13 protein-coding genes are annotated in these 20543 nt (G+C 36.4%); 3 read left to right on the top strand and 10 right to left on the bottom strand.

Going from position 1 to position 20543, the window contains the following annotated elements; genetic code table 11:
• Positions 1-318: 318 nt before the first annotated feature.
• Positions 319-2610, bottom strand: a complete 2292-nt coding sequence (locus AC4FQ5_RS19030; protein WP_491145934.1) for a glycoside hydrolase family 3 protein — start codon at positions 2608-2610, stop codon at positions 319-321.
• 79 nt (positions 2611-2689) lie between these two features.
• Positions 2690-4888, bottom strand: a complete 2199-nt coding sequence (locus tag AC4FQ5_RS19025) for a TonB-dependent receptor (RefSeq protein WP_491145932.1) — start codon at positions 4886-4888, stop codon at positions 2690-2692.
• A 992-nt stretch (positions 4889-5880) separates the two neighbouring features.
• Here AC4FQ5_RS19025 and AC4FQ5_RS19020 point away from each other — a divergent pair.
• Entirely contained in the window at positions 5881-6237 is a 357-nt protein-coding gene (locus AC4FQ5_RS19020; protein ID WP_491145930.1) for a response regulator transcription factor, read from the top strand.
• 366 nt (positions 6238-6603) lie between these two features.
• Here the strand turns inward: AC4FQ5_RS19020 and AC4FQ5_RS19015 are convergent, their stop codons facing one another.
• From AC4FQ5_RS19015 to AC4FQ5_RS19005, 3 genes are all read right to left on the bottom strand, one after another.
• Positions 6604-7122, bottom strand: coding sequence for a DUF2911 domain-containing protein (locus AC4FQ5_RS19015; RefSeq protein ID WP_491145928.1), 519 nt, complete (start codon positions 7120-7122; stop codon positions 6604-6606).
• A 25-nt stretch (positions 7123-7147) separates the two neighbouring features.
• Positions 7148-8839, bottom strand: a complete 1692-nt coding sequence (locus tag AC4FQ5_RS19010; protein ID WP_491145927.1) for a sodium:solute symporter family protein — start codon at positions 8837-8839, stop codon at positions 7148-7150.
• A 100-nt stretch (positions 8840-8939) separates the two neighbouring features.
• A complete protein-coding gene (locus tag AC4FQ5_RS19005) occupies positions 8940-11441 on the bottom strand; it encodes a PIG-L family deacetylase (protein WP_491145925.1) in 2502 nt (833 codons plus the stop codon).
• Positions 11442-12107: 666 nt separating this feature from the next.
• Between AC4FQ5_RS19005 and AC4FQ5_RS19000 the strand changes: the two genes are divergently transcribed.
• A complete protein-coding gene (locus AC4FQ5_RS19000; protein WP_491145923.1) occupies positions 12108-13742 on the top strand; it encodes a phage tail sheath family protein in 1635 nt (544 codons plus the stop codon).
• A 129-nt stretch (positions 13743-13871) separates the two neighbouring features.
• Here the strand turns inward: AC4FQ5_RS19000 and AC4FQ5_RS18995 are convergent, their stop codons facing one another.
• From AC4FQ5_RS18995 to AC4FQ5_RS18975, 5 genes are all read right to left on the bottom strand, one after another.
• A complete protein-coding gene (locus tag AC4FQ5_RS18995) occupies positions 13872-14453 on the bottom strand; it encodes a GNAT family N-acetyltransferase (protein WP_491145921.1) in 582 nt (193 codons plus the stop codon).
• 263 nt (positions 14454-14716) lie between these two features.
• Positions 14717-15514 carry a phosphatase PAP2 family protein gene (locus tag AC4FQ5_RS18990; protein WP_491145919.1) on the bottom strand — a complete coding sequence of 266 codons (798 nt, stop codon included), beginning with the start codon at positions 15512-15514 and terminating at the stop codon, positions 14717-14719.
• A 297-nt stretch (positions 15515-15811) separates the two neighbouring features.
• A complete protein-coding gene (locus AC4FQ5_RS18985; protein ID WP_491145917.1) occupies positions 15812-16534 on the bottom strand; it encodes a LytR/AlgR family response regulator transcription factor in 723 nt (240 codons plus the stop codon).
• An 11-nt stretch (positions 16535-16545) separates the two neighbouring features.
• Complete coding sequence (locus tag AC4FQ5_RS18980) at positions 16546-16896, bottom strand: hypothetical protein (RefSeq protein WP_491145916.1); 351 nt, start codon at positions 16894-16896, stop codon at positions 16546-16548.
• Positions 16893-17939 (bottom strand): sensor histidine kinase, encoded by a 1047-nt coding sequence (locus AC4FQ5_RS18975; RefSeq protein ID WP_491145914.1) that lies wholly within the window; start codon positions 17937-17939, stop codon positions 16893-16895. The genes AC4FQ5_RS18980 and AC4FQ5_RS18975 overlap by 4 nt, the downstream gene beginning before the upstream one ends.
• Positions 17940-18166: 227 nt before the next feature.
• Between AC4FQ5_RS18975 and AC4FQ5_RS18970 the strand changes: the two genes are divergently transcribed.
• Entirely contained in the window at positions 18167-20542 is a 2376-nt protein-coding gene (locus AC4FQ5_RS18970; RefSeq protein ID WP_491145912.1) for a TonB-dependent receptor, read from the top strand.
• Position 20543: the final 1 nt, after the last annotated feature.

Below are 20543 nucleotides of genomic sequence, written 5' to 3'. Positions count from 1 at the left end.
TCTGTAGCTTTTTTCTTTACCCTAACTTCTCTTTATTATTAATTAAATTTATTGTTTTGCAAACATAGGATGACAAAAATGCCGTTGATTTTATCTTAATAATTTTAACATCGAATTGCACGCAGCCCGACTTGAGTGGAGCTCTTTTTGTTATTGCGATTGCTGAATAGTTCAATTTATTGACTCAGTTTCTTCGCAATGACAAAAAAAGCGGGAACGGAAGGCGGAAATAGCTGCCCAAAATATTATTTTGAAAGAAATGAGACCGAACATAATGCCCGGTCTCAAGACATCAATTAACCTATTTAAGATGAACTATTACTTATGATATTTTTGAGTTCTGGCATCTTTAATCACGCCAGACCAGTTCATTCCGTACCCGAAATCGTAGTTGTGACCTTCGGAATCTTTGTGCGTTTCCATATCGTAAGGCACGTCTTCTTTCTGCTTTTCAACCGTCGCCATATTCGCAGGCATTTGTAAAGGAAGCAATCCTGAAGGTTCGTATTTTCCGGTCACAATATCCACAACTGCTTGATTTGATACGTTGAAATTCATCAGAATTGCATCGGCGTGTTTTTCAAATTCATTGAAAATCATCGGCTTGGAAGCGGTGATAGAAACGATTACAGGCTTTCCGTTCATTGCTTTATAAGCATTTTCTATCGCTAACAAATCTGTGAAATTGGTCGCTGTAGAAGTTTTGTTTTTGAACGTTCTGTCGTGTACATTCGGTGCAACAACAGGGTCTCCCGCTGCAATACTTTTTTCACGGGCTTCTGTTGCGGTGTACGTTTGGTATTGAAGAGAAATCGGAACATAACCGTTTCCGCCTTCTTTCGCATCGGTGTCACTGTAACCGCCTTCTTCACTGTGCGGGCTTTTCACGAAAACCAAAGCAAAATCTGCCTTTGCCGGGTCGTCTGTCACATTAAAATGCTTCTTCACTTTTTCGATATCGACAGGATATTCCAAAGATGGCGCGGTGTAAATTCCCCACCAGTTGAACGTTGCCGGAGAATATCTCTTCGGAATGTAAGCTGTTTTTTTTTCTTTTATCGGGAGAATATTGGCTTTATTTTTCAACAGTACGATGGATTTTACCTGAGCTTCGTAACCTGCTTTCATAAATTCAGGATTTCCAACGATTTTCTTGGTTTCTTCAACGTTAACGTAAGGGTTTTCAAACAATCCGGTTCTGAAGAAATTCCTCAGTAAACGAACCGCTGACTGCTCAAATTTTGCACGATACGCTTTTTCGCTGTGCTCTTTTACCCCCATTTGATAGGCTTCCAAAACAGGAGCTTTGTCGTTGTTTCCTCCGAATTGGTCAACTCCCGCTTCCAAAACTTTGTAATGACGTTCTGCGATGGATAATTTCTCAGCGCCCCAAGGTTTTCCGGCAAATCCTCCCGGAGATTTTGGTTCGTCTGCGGTGATTAGCCAATCGGTGCAAACTACGCCGTCGTATTTGTATTTTCCACGGAGTAAATCGGTGATTAAGTATTTGCTATAACCGTTTCCTACGTTTTCTCCGTTTTTCGTATCCTGGTTGAAACTGATGGTGTAATAAGGCATTACCGCAGAAGCTTCTTTGGTTCCGCCATTTAATTTGAAAGCACCTTCAGTAAAAGGTTTTACGTGGTTCTGGAAATTATTTCCCGGATAAACTGCGTATTTTCCCATCGCCCAATGACCGTCGCGACCGCCTTCTTCCGGTCCGCCTCCCGGCCAGTGTTTTACCATTGCATTGACGCTTTTGTTTCCCCAGCCGTTTTTAGTTCCAATGGTGGTTTGGAAACCGTCGATGTAACCTCTTGCCATATCTGCTGTGAGTTCTGGACTTTCGCTGAAAACGTAAGCGATTCTGTACCAGCGAGGTTCCGTTCCCAAATCGATTTGCGGAGATAAAGCCGTTGAAATTCCTAACGCTCTGTATTCCTGAGCGGCAATGTTTCCGAATTTTTTAACCAATTCCGGGTCAAACGTCGCGCCCATTGCCAAACCGTCCGGCCACAATGAAATCTGTCCGCCAGCTCCTTCATTAAATTCTGCTGTTACGGTTGCCGAATGTCTCGGGTCTGTACTGTTATTCGCAGGAATTCCCAATCCTAAACCTTCGATATAAGCCTGAATATTATTGCTCCACTTTGCAGCAATTTCCGGAGATTCTACCGTTGTTACCAAAACGTGGCGAAGGTTATCTTCTTTAAGGAATTTCTTTTGTTGGTCTGTTAAATCAAAAGCTTTTGCACCGCTTTCTTTATAAAACATTCCATTATATTTTCCTGCTCTGAAACCTTCTGCAGGAGCCGGAACTGATTGATGACCACTGTACAACATCAATCCTGCAATCTGCTCAATGGACATTTTTGAAGCTAAATCTTTGGCTCTTTCGTCAACCGGAAGTCTCCAGTCTTCGTACTTGTCAAGCTTTCCGTTTTTATTTAAATCTTTAAATTTATTTCCGCCAACTGTCAGAATTTTCACGCCTGAATCTGCAGAATATCCCAAAACCGGACCTTTGGTATTGGTTACAATCTGAATGTTTTGCGAAAATGCTGTTATTCCTAAAAATAAGGCTGCAACATTTAAAAATGTTCTTTTCATTGTTTTAAATTTTAGAAATTAAAGCTTACAGAAAACTGACCTGTCAATGGCATAATGTAAGTTCCTGTCAACAATTTTCCTAGTATGGACTTGCATCGGTAATCAGTTCAGCACCGTTGATGGTTCCGCTTGCTCCTCTTTGGTTCAGGAAGTTGATAACTGTTGCGCCAAGGTTGATGTTTTTGTTCACCGTATAACTTACTCCCCCAAAAGTTTCCCATCTTGGAGCGAAGTATAGGGCGTTGGTAAGGTTAGCATATTGTTTTGAGAAATATCTGAAACTTGCCCAAAATCTCCATTTGTCAATCGTATAACTTGGGTCGATTTCCATCAACACTTTAGCAACTCCTAACACATTGTTGTCGTTGTAATCGTAAGCTGTTCCGAAAGCATTGAAATTAAATTTCTTGTATACAGGATTTTGGAAAGTCAACAAATAATGCAGATTAAATCCTTTGAAAGGTTTTAACACAAAATCGGTTGTCCAACCAATCGTCTGAATATCATAATAAACCGTAACATTTTGAGCCTGAGTTGTATTGGCGGGGTTTACTAAATTGTATCTATTTAAGTTATTGTTCTTTTTAAGATACGTTGCCTGAGAAATCAACTGGATATAATCTGTATTCCAGAAAACTCCCAAAGCTCCTAAAGGACTTTTTATTTTGTTGGTATTCGGTTCAAAAGCCTGAGAATAACTTTCCAGTCTTCTATTTTCCTCGGTATAAAGGAAATTTGCGATAACACCGAAGTTTTTGCTGATGTTGTACGTTGCATTTAAACTTCCTGCAATCTGGAAAAAACTTTGATTGATACTGTTAAATTGACTTGGGTCTGTGAAATTGAAACCAACTGTTCTCGGAGTCAAAGAATATTCACCATCAATGATGTGATTTCTTAAATGTAAACCGTAGCTCAAGTTGAAATTATCTGAAACTTTCCACTCGTCTGTTCCGTACACTGAAAGCTTATTTTCGGTTCCGCTGTGGAATTCTCCTCCTGCATTGTAGTTATAGAAACCATCTGCATCTGTCGTTGGACCAATCAATCTTTGAGGTTGCGGCTCAACAGTCTGGAAGAAGAAAGACCTGTTGGAAGTAAATTTATCGATGTTGTAATATTGTTCTAGAACACCAACCGTTACATTATGATTTCCCAATTGTTTATTTAATGAAAAACGTCCTGCAATGTTGGTAATCGGAGTTGAAGGCGTATGCATTGCCAGCTGGGTTCCAACCGCTCCCGTGTAAGCCTGACCTGTTGAGGCAATCGTGTAACCTGAAGCCGCAGTAGCATTGAAAATACTTAAAGGAATAATGTTGGAAGACTTTGCCGTTGCAAAGTGTGCTCTCGTCGAAAACTTGAAATTCCAGCCGTTGTTTAGCAAATAATTACCGAAGATATCGATGTTGTGAGATGTATTTCTACTGTCATTTCCATCCATATTTGCCCAATAGGTATTTCCGGAAAGTATGTCTTTCATCTTGATTTGTCCGTCTCTGACAACATAAGAATCTCTACCGATTCTAAAATTGTCGAGTTCGGTTACTTTACCTTCGGGTCCGTATTGGAAAACAGCATAATTGGTGATGCTGTAAGAATCTGCATATTTGTATTGAATCGAAATTTTTCCTTTATCATCATTGAAATATTTGGTAACACCTGCTCTGAAAATCTTCGTTTCATCTACATTTCTGGTGAAACCAAGTTTGTAAGTACTCGGGTCGAAGTTGGCAAAAGCACCAACGGTGTACGTCCAGCCGTTTTTGGAAATCGGTCCGGAAGCGTTTACATCTCCTTGCAGCCAACCGAAAGTACTGGTTGTGAATTTCCCTTTTAATTTAAAATCTTTGGTTCCCGTTTGAGAATAAGAATTTACTGCAAAACCAAGGTCGCCCATTGTGTTTGCTAACTGATCCATTTTCAACAATCCGGTTTTCTCCAAGCCTACACTTTGTCTCCAGGTTTTGTTGGGAAGTTCCGGCCAGAAAAAATACACGGCAGGCAAATCATTTTCAAGAATGGTAATTCCACCGACTGTTGATGGTAAACCAATATTCACATCTCTTGGACTCGTGTTGTTGGCTGCATTCAACATTACATTTCTGTTATTGTCTTCTTTTGAAGATGTGGTCACGGTTTTTACGCCTTCTTCATTTTTCGCAGCTGCATTGATAGCTGTTTTTACTGCAAGACTGTCTGTCTTTTCCTGCCCTAAAGCTGTGGCAAAAGAAAGTATCAGGCTAAGAGCTGAAATTCTAATTAAAGGTTTTCTCATTTCAAGTTATATATTTTAATTTTATTTAGTTTTTACAGCATTCCTTTTTAAAGAGCTTTTTTCATTAAAATTCCAAACCACATTCACTTTTCACTTAAGACAATTCCGTTATTATTATTGATGAAATTCGCTTTGTATTTTCCAAATTAATTTGAATTGTGGAATATAAATCATGAATAAATTCATTGATTCATTTAGAAGCATTACAATAGTACATTCTTTCTTTTAATTGAACAAATAAAAATTAATAAAATTTAATATTGAATTCAAAGTTCTGATTATCAAATAAATGAAATAAAATATTTATATAAAAAATTATTGTTTCAAAGAGAATCAATGAAGTTTTATTCTCAAGCTTTCCCTAAAAAAACATCCAATCGCTTACATTTTGTTTTTCTTACTTTTTTTGTTAATATTTTTGTAACATTGACAACAGCAAATGAAATGGGTTCCAAAGAATTAATTTTACAATGGTCGAACGAAGCAAAAGAGATATTTCTCCTTAATCTTTCTTCGATTAGTCATCATCCGAAGCCTCTTATATTCAGGCAACAGAGTTAACCGTGGACGGAGGAATTTCAGTAATCAGATGATCGTAGAAATATTTAAGATTGGTGTTATTTCTAGACAAATAGTAGTATAAATAAATTATTGTAACTGACGTTACGAAGAAATAATACATGAAGGTGGAAGGACTTAAGTTACCCGTAAATATGATGAAAAACCAGATCAAAATATAAGTAATAATGTTCACAGATGCAGTTCATTAAGCATTGTTTTCAGGCTCTACTAATAAATGACTGATCGCTTTATAAGCAAATAAAATAACCGGTTCGTGATACAGCGACGTCAAAAAAAACAATCATACGACAGACGACTGAAGATAAATGTTATACGAGAAGCAGCAGACATGAATGATGTATACGCAATTCTTTCTGTTTTTTATAATAAGTTCCACTAACATTGGCTTCATTTTTGAAACGAAGCGTATTATGAAAACTATTTTTATTGTAGAAGATGAGACAGGCATCAGAGATGCACTTCAGTTGCTCCTGTCATTTGAAAATTATGATGTCCGCTCGTTCTCGAATGTTGCTGCATTTAACAACAGAAACAAAGCAATTGTCCCCGACCTTTTTATCTTAGATGTTATGCTTCCTGACGGATCAGGAACTGATATCTGCAATCAATTAAAATCGGATTCTGAGACCTCAGCGATTCCCATTATTATCATAAGCGCACATGCTAAGGCTGATAATGTTACAAATGCATGTAATGCCGATGCTTTTATTTCCAAACCATTTGATATAGATGACGTCATTTTAAAGATACAAGAGTTTACCAACTGATGTATAATTGTCATATATCATACCGTGGAGATAAATGATGTTTATTTCAAAAACATCAATCTCGAATAAGAATTCATGCTCTGAAACCCCAAAAAGCATTTTCAATGGTTTGTTCCATTGAAAATGCTTACATCAGATCCTTTTCATTATCCGGATCAGGTGGAGCCTGTACCGATGCCAGTGACATTTTATTTTACTTTTTCTTGAATTATATAATTATCAAAAAATATTAATAAAAGTATCCGAAATTCATAGTATGAAATGATCTTTTATATCACTGAAAATTTACAATAGCCATCTTTAATACACAATCATTTTAAACAAAAAATCCCGAATTAACGGGATTTTAATTTCTAATGTTTAAATTTATTTTATTTCTACAGGAACTGAGATTTTATCCCAATCCATTGTGAATCCATTATTGTTTATTTTATAAACCAACGTTTCCTGTGTTGCTGGTAAAGCTTTTGTTTTTACATCAACACGTAAAGCATCCTTAGCTTCTTCGTATTTATATGCGCCCCACTGTTTTGGCTCTTTGTTAAAAATTGCAGTCCAGGTTCCGGATTCTTTAGGGATTAAGAAAAAGCTGTATTTACCTGCAGGAAGCTTTTTACCCTGAACGGTAATGTCTTTATCGGTTTCAAAAGTAGTTGCTTCATTGGCTCCTGCACGCCAAACTTTATTATAAGCCTCCAGACCACCCCAGATGGTACGTCCTTTTACAGAAGGACTGCTGTAAGCGATTGTAATATTTGCATCTTTAATTTTTCCCGTAGCAGTAGCTGGAGGGCTCGCAGGCTTTTTAGTGTCCTGAGCAAATGCATTTACTGAAATCGTCATTGCAGCCAAAACCATGGTAGCAGATTTAATCATTGTTTTCATAATATCTTTGTTTGTTGTTGTTCGTTTACGAATTTACTGCTTTCGGCTTATAAAACAATAACCCGATTGCAGAAAATATAATGACTGCTGCAGCTCCGATTACATTAAGCCAAAGGAAAGAAACAATATCGAACTGATAAACGGCAATAACCGCAATTTCTGATAAGATTGCAGAAATAAATACATTCTTCCCATCGATTTTTTTATAGTAAAAGGCAACAAGAAAAATCCCCAATATCGGACCGTAGAAAAGAGAACCCAATACATTAACCGCTTCAATAAGGGAACCCATCTGGGTGGCAAACATAGCTACACCAATTGAGAAAATACCCCAGGCTAAAGTATGCAAGCGACTGTATTTCAATTCGGTTGCATCATCTGGAATTTCTTTTTTAAATATCAAATGAACATCTTTTAATGAGCAGGCGGCAAGGGAATTCAGCGCTGCGGAAATTGAACCCCAGCTGGCCAGAAAAATGACGGCAAACAGTAAACCGATCATCCCTACAGGCAAGGTATTTTTTACGAAATACAGAAAAATATAATTCGTATCTGTTTTCTCCGCGTTGTAATTTGATTGATTGATTGCCTCTTCTAACCTTCCGTGAAGGGCTTTTACCTGGGTTTGTGTGTTTTTAAAATCCTGAATTGTTTTTTGAAGTTGGGGAGAATGAGTTTCTTTCAATTGTAGAATTTCTTTCGATTCTGCATTAAATTTTATTTGCAAATTCTGATGCTCTTTTTCAAAAACCGCAGCCTGTTCAGGTTGTGTTTCTTTTAAATATTGATAAGAGCGTTCGTTAAAATAAATCGGAGCCGGTTTTAGGGAAAAGAAAGCGAAAAGCAAAGCCCCAATCAGGAGAATCGCAAACTGCATCGGAATTTTAACCAATCCGTTCAACAGCAAGCCCATTTTTGCATTGGTGTTATCTTTCGCAGTGATGTATCTCCCGACCTGACTCTGGTCAGTACCAAAGTAAGACAATGCCAGAAAAAAACCTCCAATTAGACCGCTCCAGATATTGTATTTATCTTTCCAGTCGAATTCTGTGGTGATTACATTGAGCTTTCCGGATTTCCCTGCCAGATAAAGTGCATCGTTGAAACCAATTCCATTCGGCATATTCTGAATAAGCAAATAACCTGCAAAAGCCATGGTTCCCAGAATAATGAGAAACTGTAATTTTTGGGTATGCGCGATCGCTTTTGCTCCGCCAACATAGGTATAAATCAACAGAATTCCACCCGTTAAAACATTGGTTAAATAAATATTCCAATTTAAAACGCTTGATAAGATGATACTCGGAGCGTAGATGCTGATTCCTGTTGATAAGCCTCTCGAAAAAAGAAAAAGCAGAGACGTGAGTACCCTTGTTTTTTTATCAAAACGGTTTTCTAAATATTCATAAGCGGTGTAAACATTCAATCGCTGAAAAATAGGGATGAAAGTAATACAAATTACAATCATCGCCAAAGGCAGACCAAAGTAATACTGAACGAAACGCATTCCGTCTGTATACGCCTGTCCCGGTGCTGAAAGAAATGTAATGGCACTTGCCTGCGTAGCCATAATCCCTATCAAAACAATGTACCAGGGCATTTTATTATCTGCTTTCAGGTAGGATTCGTTGCTTTTTTGACCACGACCGATGAATACGCCGTAAACCACTACTGCAACCAATGTAAAAATAAGAACTGTCCAATCTATATTGCTCATGCCCAGAATTTAGTAAACAAATAATAAAATGCGATCTGAACTACTAATGCAGCTGCTAATAGTATGTACCAGGTATTCCAATTTTTAAGTTGCTTGTTCATCAGTTTTTCTGTGCAGATAAAAAGTTTAAAAATAAACGTGCCGCTCCAACATTCCCCGCAGGTAACTGTCTGAAAAATGACAAAGGAGTATAAATAAAATTACCCTTCCCATATTTGGCATATAAAGTTGATCCTTGAAGAGGCTCTTCACCCGTATCGTGCATTTCAAAAAGTGGTTCATAATTAGAATCCCATTTGTCCGGGAAATAAGCACCACGTTCCTGAACCCATCCATTAAAATCATTCGCCGTAATTTTGTTTGGAAAATTCAGGAGTTTGTGATTTGGATTTAAAAATTTAACCTCAGCATTTTCTTCGGTAACGCGCTTATTGGCAATACTGAAATTGTACATTCCCAATTGGTCAACAGTTGTATCTTGGTTGGTATTATACTGCATCATCAAATTACCTCCGGCTTTTACATAAGACCATAAAAAAGGCATCCAACGACCCAACTTTTTCTCTGTGTTATTGGCTCGAACACCAAGAACAATGGCATCATACTGTGACAGTTTGTTTTGACCGCCGTTTCCAGACTCATTTAAGTTTCCATAAAAATCATCATCTTTTAACACGTCTACCTGAATACCTGCAATTCTTAGGAACTCAGGAATGAAATCGCCCGCACCTTGTACATAACCTACTTTTTTAACCTTCGTCTGGATATCACCTTTCATTACAGCTACCGTTGCAGGTGCAAAATATTGTAAGGAAGGTAAATGCGGATATTGAATTAATATTTGTTTTTTATTGTAAGTGACTCCGTCTGCAACAAAATTGGCATCCAATTGCAAACGAGATGAATTTATCGAAGCAAGCTTATTTTTTGGAATAGTGTAATCGATGGTGAAATCTTTACCATTTATTGAATTTATATCAGCGGTGCCTAAACGTTCTCCGTTATACATCAGGTTTAGAATACCTTTACCGTACTGCTTGTTGGAATTAACCTTAACATTTAAACTCAAATGTAAATCTTCGTTTTCCTTGACAAGATAAAGCGGTTGTGTAAACTTCAGTTCCAAAGCAGGAACAATGCGCAGGGCTTCCACCACATCACCACGCACCGGGTCTAATTTCTTGAAAGACAAAGGAAGTTTAACCTGAAATTTCTCAGAACCTATTTTTAAATCAAGCAAAACATTCAGTGGTGATTCTGCCTCGGGCAAACCGATTAAAGTATCATTTGGAACAGAGAAAGTTGCTGGATTCGCGGGAGATTTTGCCAACCAGTAAGGTTCTGTGAGTGCTGCATCAGCAGGAATCTGAATGTTATGTTCAATCGTGATTAAAGAATCTTTTGATAATTTTCTGGTAAAGCTTTCTGACTGGCTCAGCCATTTTACATTTTCTAAAATAACAGGATTTTCAGCTCTTGAAATCAGATTTAACCTAAAATTGTAGTTATCTCCGGCAACAGCTTCAGCCTGATTGGTTACTACTTCACCCATAAATCCGGCACAACTTAAAATGATATTGTCAAGAGATTTAAGTTTATCCTTTTTCAGGTCTGAATCATTGAGCGCCATCACCTTTTTTCGTAAAGCAAGCAAAGCAGGCAAGCTCAGGTCAGGTTTATTAAAATTGAAAGCAGAAATGATTTTATCTAATGACTGGTCAATATCAGCGTTACCTTTTGCCGTCCAGGTTTTAAGTACGCCGTCAAAAAGTGTTGTTTTTGCAGGCTCACCGGCAACATGACTAAAATATTCAGTTTTGATCCCTGCTACAGACTGTGTTCCTGCACCCTGGCTTTTATGCAAACTTCTGCTTAATCCTGCCAGTTCACCATAGCCCATTCCCAACTGCGCATCATATTGCCCAACCGTAATTTTCAGTTGATTTTCGGCAGTTGTATTGACCGCACCAAAGCGGAACGTATTCCATAATAAACGTTTTGGCTGCCATACATTAACATATTTCAGTTGATTTGGGAAAGCATTTTTATCGCCTGCCAATTTAAAAGCTTTTTCAGCAACCACAGCCGAAGCCGCATGTTGCCCGTGACCAGCCGCAGCAGTAGGAGGAAAACGACAGATGATCACATCAGGACGGAATTTACGGATGACCCAAACGACATCAGCGATAATGGTGTCTTCATTCCATTGTTTAAAGGTGTCGGTCGTATTTTTAGAGAACCCAAAATCAATCGCCCGGGTAAAAAACTGTTGCGCGCCATCCAACTTTCTTGCCTCCAAAAGCTCATGCGTTCTGATTAAACCCAATGCAGCACCTTGTTCTGTGCCTAATAAATTCTGACCACCATCACCTCTGGTTAAAGACAAATAACCCGTTTCTACATTTTGGTCGTTGATTAACCAGGACAGTAATCCTGTATTTTCATCATCGGGGTGAGCCGCAAGGTATAAAACTTTAGGTAGGTGTTTAAGTGTTTTGAGGTCACGATAAATTTCAGATGATTTTGAGGGCCGAACCTGTTGGGCCGAACAAAAAACCGAATAAAAGCCAAGGATAAATACAATGATTACTTTTTTGAACATTTGAATTTGCTTTGCAGGCAAATATAAGTAAATCGTTTTTCTTTCACCTTAAAAGAAAGAGAAGACAAATTGATAAAGCTTGAAATATTATTATCCCTAAAAGCGGTTCAAGGTATATTTAATTTTTCAATTTAAATTAAAAATTGGAAAAAGACCCCATTTCAAAGCGACAGTGACGTACCTCACTACGGAAGATGGTGGCACTGTAATTTTCCCTTCTTCAAAACAGCTGTTTAAAGTTTGTCTAAGCGGTGATGATGTCGTGTTTTACAGCTTTCCTTGTCAAAAATTGCCTGTTGTAAAATGAAAAAGCCATATTGAGTAATCTTAATTATTTGATGATTAATTTTAAACTAAATTATTTGATGATTAATTTTAAACTATTTACTAAATTGCAGTATAAAAACTAATAATTAACCTCTCAAACTAAACAAAATGGTATTATACATCCATCCTGCTCCGGAAAATCTCACTCAGCAAGAAATAAAAAATTTACATCCGAGAATTATAGATAGCCCAACTGATTCTACGACCCTGGTCAGACTTTACAACTTAAGATATTAATAAAATTTAAAATTAGGTATAATATACCTTAACTGAAGTACTTAGGTCAAACTAATCAATATATCTCTTAAAATCAAAGATCAATTAATTGATGATTCAATTATGATCACAACATCAACAATCACTCCAAATAAAAATCTCATGAATTTATCCAATATCCAGTCACCGGGCGTTTATATTAATGAAATCAATGCTTTTCCTAATTCGGTAGTACCGGTTGCAACTGCTGTTCCTGCATTTATCGGTTATACTCCACAGGCTATTTATGAAGGAAAATCTTTTCATAACGTTCCTCAAAAGATCAGCTCATTTTCAGATTTCCTTTCTTTTTACGGTTATCCTGATCCACCGGCACCGGCAAGCCCAGTGAAACAATATAGCCCTGAATATTATCTGGTGCAGCAAAAAGCTCAACCAGCTAATGGAGATTATATCATTATTAATGGCAATTACTATTCTATTCTCCCTGATCCAAATACGATTTACTATCTTTATAACAGCGTTAAAATGTTTTATGAGAATGGTGGCAGCGATGCTTACATCGTTTCTGTCGGTACTTACGGAGCACCATCTAAAACTCCTTCTCTGGCTGGAGCAGTATTGGTAAACCCTAACGTGAAATTATCAGATTTAAAAGCTGGTCTGGAGTTGCTACTCAATGAACAGGAACCCACCATGTATATTTGTCCGGAAGCAACCCTACTTTCTGTGGGAGATAACGGTACCTTAATGCAAGCTATGTTATTGCAGTGTTCACAGATGCAGACTGCCATTGGCTTGTTTGATATAATTGGCGGCAGAAATCCTGATCCTGTTTTATATACGCAAGACCTTCAGACTTTTAGAAATAATACCGGTACCATAGGATTGAGCTATGGGGCAGTCTATTATCCTTTTATAGGAACAACTATCATGCAAACTGCTGATATAGATTATACCAATCTATTTGGTGGAGATACAAAACAATTGGAACCGTTTTTAAATCCCCAAAATAGTCCAAATGTTACAGCCGCACAAATTTTAGCCGATATTGCCAATCCTTCAGGCACACCTTTAACCGTAAGTCAATATCATAATGCTTTGCTAAATGCCAGTAAAACTTATGCCGAAATTATTAGCAGAGTTTTAGCAGTTGCCAATATCTTACCACCAAGTGGTGCAATGGCAGGCGTAATTGCCTCTACTGATAATCAGGTGGGACCATGGCAGGCACCGGCAAATACAAGTATAGTCGGGGCATCATCTCTTCCTATTAATTTATCGACAAGCCAGCAAGAAAATTTGAATATAGATGCCGTTTCAGGCAAATCAATTAATGCTATACGACTTTTTAATGGTTTAGGTATTTTAGTTTGGGGCGCGCGGACTCTGGATGGCAACAGCCAGGATTGGAGATATATTACGGTGCGTAGAACAATGACTTTCCTGGAACAATCCTGCAAGCTTGCCATCCAGCCATATACATTTCAGCCTAACGATAAAAATACCTGGGAAGCCGTGAAATCGATCATCGGAAGCTTCCTGACTTCTATCTGGAAACAGGGAGGATTAATCGGTGCAACGCCTGCCGATGCTTTTAGCGTAAGTTGTGGTCTGGGTAGCACCATGACTGCAGGTGATATATTAAATGGTATTATGACTGTAGTTGTAAAAGTCGCAATAGTGCATCCAGCGGAGTTTATAGTGCTTACTTTTCAGCAGAAAATGACAGGATCTGAACCGAACTCACTTCTGTAGAGTTAGTTGTATCTTCTCTGTTAAGACATTCCAATGAAACTGTCAGTGCTTTTCAAAGTTGTTAATTACTTGCTTAGTATTTATCTGCAATAGTTTTAATTAAACAAAGGTCTTGTTGCAAAAACGAGGCTAGTTTCGTTGCCCGTTTATCCATCCTGATCTGAAAAAACTCTGATCGGAAATTTGTTTTTGTCCCTTGTCCAAATACTCGTTTAGATCCATTTCCATCCAAATGGTACATGCGTGATGTCCTGAATTTCCCAGACTGTTATTAATTTCGACAAATCCGAATTTCTCATATAGAGATACAGCTTTTTTTAGTTCCGGGAAACTTTCAAGGTATAGTCTGTAGTATCCTAGATCTATGGCACTTTCAATAGCTCTGTGCATTAATAATTTGCCAATACCTTTTCCTCTCGAATTAGCGGAAAGATAGAATTTCACCAATTCGGCATATCCCTCCGGCAAACCGTCCGTCGGATAAATACCACATCCTCCGACTGGTATGCCATTTTCCTCAGCAACCCAATAAACCGCATCTACCTTGTTAAAAAGTGAAAACAGATCATCTGTTGTTGGATCTGTATATACGGTACCTTCTTTCGGAATTCCAAATTCTTCAAAAGTAATTCTGATAAGCTTTGCAAGTTCAGGATTATCGCTTTTTCTTATTTTACGTATTGTAATTTCTCCATTCACAGTATTGTCCATCTGCTATTTTTTAATTATTAAATATAGTAAATCTTGATGTAATGTAATTTCCAGATGAAATATAACCAATCCATGTAATCTGTCTTTGAGATACTTCAATTACTACAATATTAAGTTTGTTTCTAAAAAAATATTTTATTTTGAGTCAAGATATAATTACTTTGATGTCTAATTTATAAAAGATTTCAACTGACTGTTTCCCTGCTTATATTTTAAATTGATTTAGCATTCTGGAAATTGTAATTCATCATTTCTCAAACACCTCAAAAGGTGCCGTTCAATCCAAGCATGTTGGGAGACGCATTCAACCTCCATGAAATTTTCTTTTGTTTTTTTCGATAATTATATTTCTGCATGTACCGATATGTACCGTCAACAATAAAATAACTGAGTACTGTACTCAGGAATACGTCAGAAAAAAAATGTGCACCGTCCCATACTCTTGATAATGGGGTTATGATACCTACAGTGTAAATTCCTGCTTTAATCCAGGGATTAGAAAACTGTTTGGCAAGTGAAAACATTGTGGTAGATACTAATACGGTATGTCCTGACGGAAACGATCTATAGTCAGGCTGACCGCTGAAAGGCTTGAAATAAAATTTTCCTTTACCTGCTCCCGGTCGTGCTCGTCCTACCAGTGTTTTAGATAAAGTCTGAATCAATCCTGCAGTGGTAGCAGATGATATCATCAATACTCCCGTATTTCTTATTTTGTCGTTTTTTGTAAAAAGCCCTGTTAAATAAAGTACACTTGTAATACCATAATTATTCTGTGGTCCTCCAAAATAGTCTCCAAACTTTCTAACAACGCTAGGTACTTTTTCTCTGTGCTCTGTAAAGTAACGACTTGTATCATTGTCTATTGAGTAGACTAATACCGTTCCCAACACTACTCCACCGACATCAATCCAATTATCTTTTCGCCAGGAGAACGGACTTGTGTAACTGTGCATCATATTATTGATGATCTGTCTACCATCTATGACCAACTGTCTTCCAATACTGTTTTTTATTACCACAGTCATTGTATCTTTTTCTGCATAACTGTATATTTTCATACTATCAGTTTCCTGCGAAAAAAAATAATTGAATAATCCAAGAAGTAATAAAGTAAAGATCCGCTTCATTGTTTTTTTTAAGAAAAGCAAAATTATATAATTAAATAGCTGGATATACAGTCCTTTTATTATAATAGAAAAAAACAATACTCTTTTATGTAACGTATCTGGTTTCAATACCTTTTTTCTAAGAAAGAGAAAATACTACTCACCCTTTAAACTTTTGCTTTCATCAGAGCTTTTTTATAGTTTATAGAAATGCATTCAATAAACCAGAACAATGATCATCGGGCCAAACTATCTGCTCCATATTTTGTTTGTAATAAATTCGTCAAAGAAAAAATCTCTGTAAATAGCACCTATCGGAATTTCATTTTCACCAATATACACTGTGTTGTTATCAACAGAAACAATATGCTTTGAGTTAATAATATACGATTTACTCACCCTTACAAATATATTTTTGGGCAAACCATCATAGATTGTTTTGATGTTCATTGCGGTGATGATTTTTTGATTTTCGGTGTGCATTACAACATAATCTTTTAATCCTTCTATAAACAGAATATCATTAAAATAAATTTTAAAAATCTTACGTTCGGCTTTTACAAAAAAATAATCCGAAGTGATATTCTCAATTTTATTACCGGAATGACTGGTATTTAGTAATGTAAAATAAGATTGAGCTTTTTCCACTGCTTTCTGAAATCGATCTAATTTTACAGGTTTTATAAGATAATCTATTGCATTTACTTCATAGCTGTCAATAGCAAATTCTGAAAATGCAGTTGTAAAGATTACGAAAGTTTCTCTCGGGATGGTTTTAGCAAAATCAATTCCGTTGATTCCCGGCATTTGGATATCGAGAAAGATTAAATTTACCGCATTTGTTTCCAGAAACTTCATTGCGGCTTCGGGACTGTTGAACGAACCAATCGAAACCAAACTTTCGGTTTGATCGATCAGCATTTGGATGGCTTCTCTCGCCAAAGGTTCGTCATCTACTATGATACAGTTCATTTTTTAGAATTTTATATAACGAAATAGTTTTCAGTTTTCGTAGGAGCTTCAGCGTAAGCCTGAGCTGCAACTATGCTGTGATTCAACCCATTTAACAGGTCAAATGTATTATTTTTTACAGCATTACACGAAACATACACTACATAAATATTTTCCGGAATGCTTTTGATGAAGCGAATGCTGTTTTTATCATCTGTATGAATATCAATAAATAGCAAATCGACTGGGTAATAGGCTATAAACTGAGATGCAATTTCTGTACTTTCGAAAGAGCCTGTCAAAACCAAATTTCGTGATTTTAGAATTAATTCTTCAAGATTATTTTTCGTAGTAAAATTGTCATTAACGATGATGCATTTCATAATTTGATGGATAAGTAAACATTAAATTTTTCTGTACTCTCTGTTATTTTCAACGAATTATTTAATGGAAACAATAGTTTAAGCCTCCTTTGAATATTTATTAATCCTAAACCACCCACTTCTGAAACTGCCTTTTTTTCCGGTTTAGAATTTTCACATATAAAAAAAAGTTCGTTATTCTGTACCTCAAAATACAGGTTTACATACGATGGTTTTGAAGAATCGTTGTTGTGCTTCACTGCGTTTTCAACAAATGAAATAAACAACAATGGAGGTATCTGCACGCCATTCAGATCGCCTTTTTTCGAAATCGTAAAATCAAAATTATCTCTTCTCACTTTCTCAAGATTCAGAAAATCTTCTAAAAAATGAATATCAGAAGTAAGAAAAACTTTGTCTCTGGCACTGTCATATAATTGGTACCTAAGCAAATCACTCAATTTCATCAAAACCTGTGATGCCATTTCTGGATTTGTTTTGGTTAAAACATTCACATTATTAAGCATATTAAAAAGAAAATGCGGATTGATCTGGTTTTTCAGCTGTTCCAGTTCGGCAGAGGTTTTAGATTTTTCTAATTCGCTGATCAGTTGGGCATCCAAAATCCACTGCTGAAATAATTTTACAGCCGAAGACGCAATACTAAGTACTATGACAATAAATGATATCGAAAGGAAATTGATACTGTCTTTTTCGTTTGGTAATAGATCCTGCTTAAAAAAATGAGCCGCCAATCTGTGGGTAACCGTCCAAAAAATAATATATAAGAATACACAAAATCCGTAAATCGCATATTTATTTTTAAAAAGAAATTGGGGCACCCAAAAATACATATTGACATAAGCAAGCAACAACACCTGAAAAAAAATAATCAACCGGTTATAAGTTTCTGTTGGCTCTGCATATTCAGGATTACTCTGAGATAAAACGAGAATACTGAAAACAATCAACAAAAGATGTCTGTAAATTCTGTATTTAGTGGAAATTAAAAACTGGAATATCCAATTTTCCTTCATTTGCAGTTCTGGTAAAGTTTTACTCATATCATACAATTCTTATTAACACAAATTTATAATATCACGAAAAGCGAAAATGATTTTTTATACGAAAACTGATTCTTTTTATATGAAATAACAATTAAATATTTTAATGAAAATTTTGTAAAGATTTGGTATAAAAAAAACTCCATTTCGTATAATCAATAAAATATGGATTGAGCTAAATTATAGTTTTGTCAAAGATTTCAACCCTTAATACTAATTCTTTGATAATGAGAAACAAATTTTATATCCCCTTATTTTTAACAGCTTCTGCTGCTCTTTTTTCGCAAGAGAAAGCTACATTAAGCGGAACGATCGTTAATCAGTCAAACAACGAAACATTAATAGGAGCAACGATTTTTATTCCCCAAGCCAATATGTCAGCTGTCACAAATTCTTATGGCTTTTACTCAATTACTTTACCAAAGGGAGACTATACAATTATAATCAGCACTCCTGAATTTACAAATACTGAAGAGAAAATATCATTATATCAAGATACGAAAAAAAATTTTATGATGAATGAAAATGACCGCACTAAAGACATTGAAGGAGTAGTAATAAAAGCAAATTCTACCAAAACCAATATCCGTACACCGGAAATGAGTGTGAATAAACTTTCTATAGCGACCATCAAAAAAATGCCTGCAGTGATGGGTGAAGTCGATGTTTTAAAATCTATTTTGCAGCTTCCCGGAGTTTCAAACGCACAAGAAGGCAGTTCCGGATTCAATGTAAGAGGCGGATCCACAGATGGAAATCTGGTACTTCTGGATGAAGCTATTGTGTATAATACATCTCACTTATTTGGTTTTTTTTCGGTTTTTAATTCTGATGTCATCAAAGATCTGAAATTGTACAAAGGGGGAATTCCTTCCAATTTCGGAGGTCGCGTTTCATCGGTTCTGGATATTTACCAAAAAGAAGGGAGCAACAAAGAATATCATTTCAATGGCGGAGTTGGGGCTATTTCGAGCAGATTATTAATAGAAGGTCCTTTGGTTAAAGAAAAAAGTTCATTTGTAGTTGCCGGAAGAACATCTTACGCACATCTCTTCCTTAAGCTTGCCGACGAACCGAATACGGCTTCATTCTATGATCTTAATGCAAAATTAAATTATAAATTAAACGACCATAACAGCCTTTTTTTATCGGGATACTTTGGGAAGGATAAGATGAATTTCAACAACAGCCTGATGAATGATTATGGCAACACCCTTTTCAACATACGATGGAATCACATATTTACTGACAAATTATTTTCTAATACATCATTGATTTACAGTAAATACAATTACGGATTACAAATAAAATCTGCAGGGCTTGACTGGAAATCAGACATCAAAAATTATAATTTCAAGTATGATTTTAAACATTACCTCTCGGATAAGATAAATTTAAGCTACGGGTTAAATACCATTTACTACCAGTTCAATCCCGGGACAATCAATCCGTTTGGTGAAAATTCTGTAAGAATTCCTGAGCAGATTCCTGAAAAGTATGCTTTCGAAAGTGCTTTGTACATCAGTGCAGATCAAAAGTTATCTGACAAAATTTCTATGATGTACGGTTTACGTTACAGTAATTTTCAACGACTGGGAAAAGAAGAAGTAAGAACATACGCAAATGATGAAGCAGTGATCTATAATCCTGAATTACAGATTTATGAAGAAGCTTCTCCCAACGGCAGTGTGAGTTACGGAAAGAATAAAAAAATTATTGATTTCAGCAATTTTGAACCTCGTTTCGGAATATCTTACGTCTTCAATAATAACCAATCAATAAAGGCGAGTTATAACAGAATGAGCCAGTATGTCCATTTAATTTCAAACACAGCATCAGTTTCCCCGTTGGATATTTGGGCACCGAGTGATCGCTATCTAAAACCTGAAATTCTTGATCAAGCTGCATTTGGATATTTTCAAAACTTCAGCAATGGTAAATATTCTCTGGAAATTGAAACTTTTTACAAAAAAATAAAAAACAAAGCAGATTATACTGACGGAGCAGATCTTATTGTGAATGATGCCATAGAAAGAGTGCTTTTAAATGGTGAGGCGAGAGCGTATGGCTTAGAACTTATGGCAAAGAAAAATACAGGAAAACTGATCGGTTGGCTATCGTACACATTATCCAGAGCAGAACAGAGAACTCCGGGAAGAAATGCAAACGAACCCGGAATTAATAATGGAAAATGGTATCGTGCAAATTATGATAAAACACACAATCTTTCTTTGACAGCTGCTTTCGAATTGTCAAAAAAATGGAGCTTTGGTGGTGCTTTTACTTATCAGACAGGCAGAGCGGCAACATTTCCAAACGGTAAATATGAATATTTTGGAATTACCGTTTCCAATTATGGTTTGAGGAATGAAAACTCTCTCCCTGCCTATCATCATTTGGATTTATCTGCCACATACACTCCAAAATCAGATAAAATCCGAAAATGGAAAGGCGAATGGGTCTTCAGTATCTACAATATTTACGGAAGAAATAATGCAGCTGCAATTACCTTCTCACAGAACAATGAAACAGGACTCAGCGAATCAAAAAGGATGTCAATATTCGGAATTATCCCAGGAGTTGCTTATAATTTTAAATTCTGAC

Source organism: Chryseobacterium sp. DT-167, assembly GCF_058310155.1.
The sequence above is the reverse complement of the archived record's forward strand: the minus strand, read 5'-3'. Positions and strand labels throughout refer to the sequence as shown.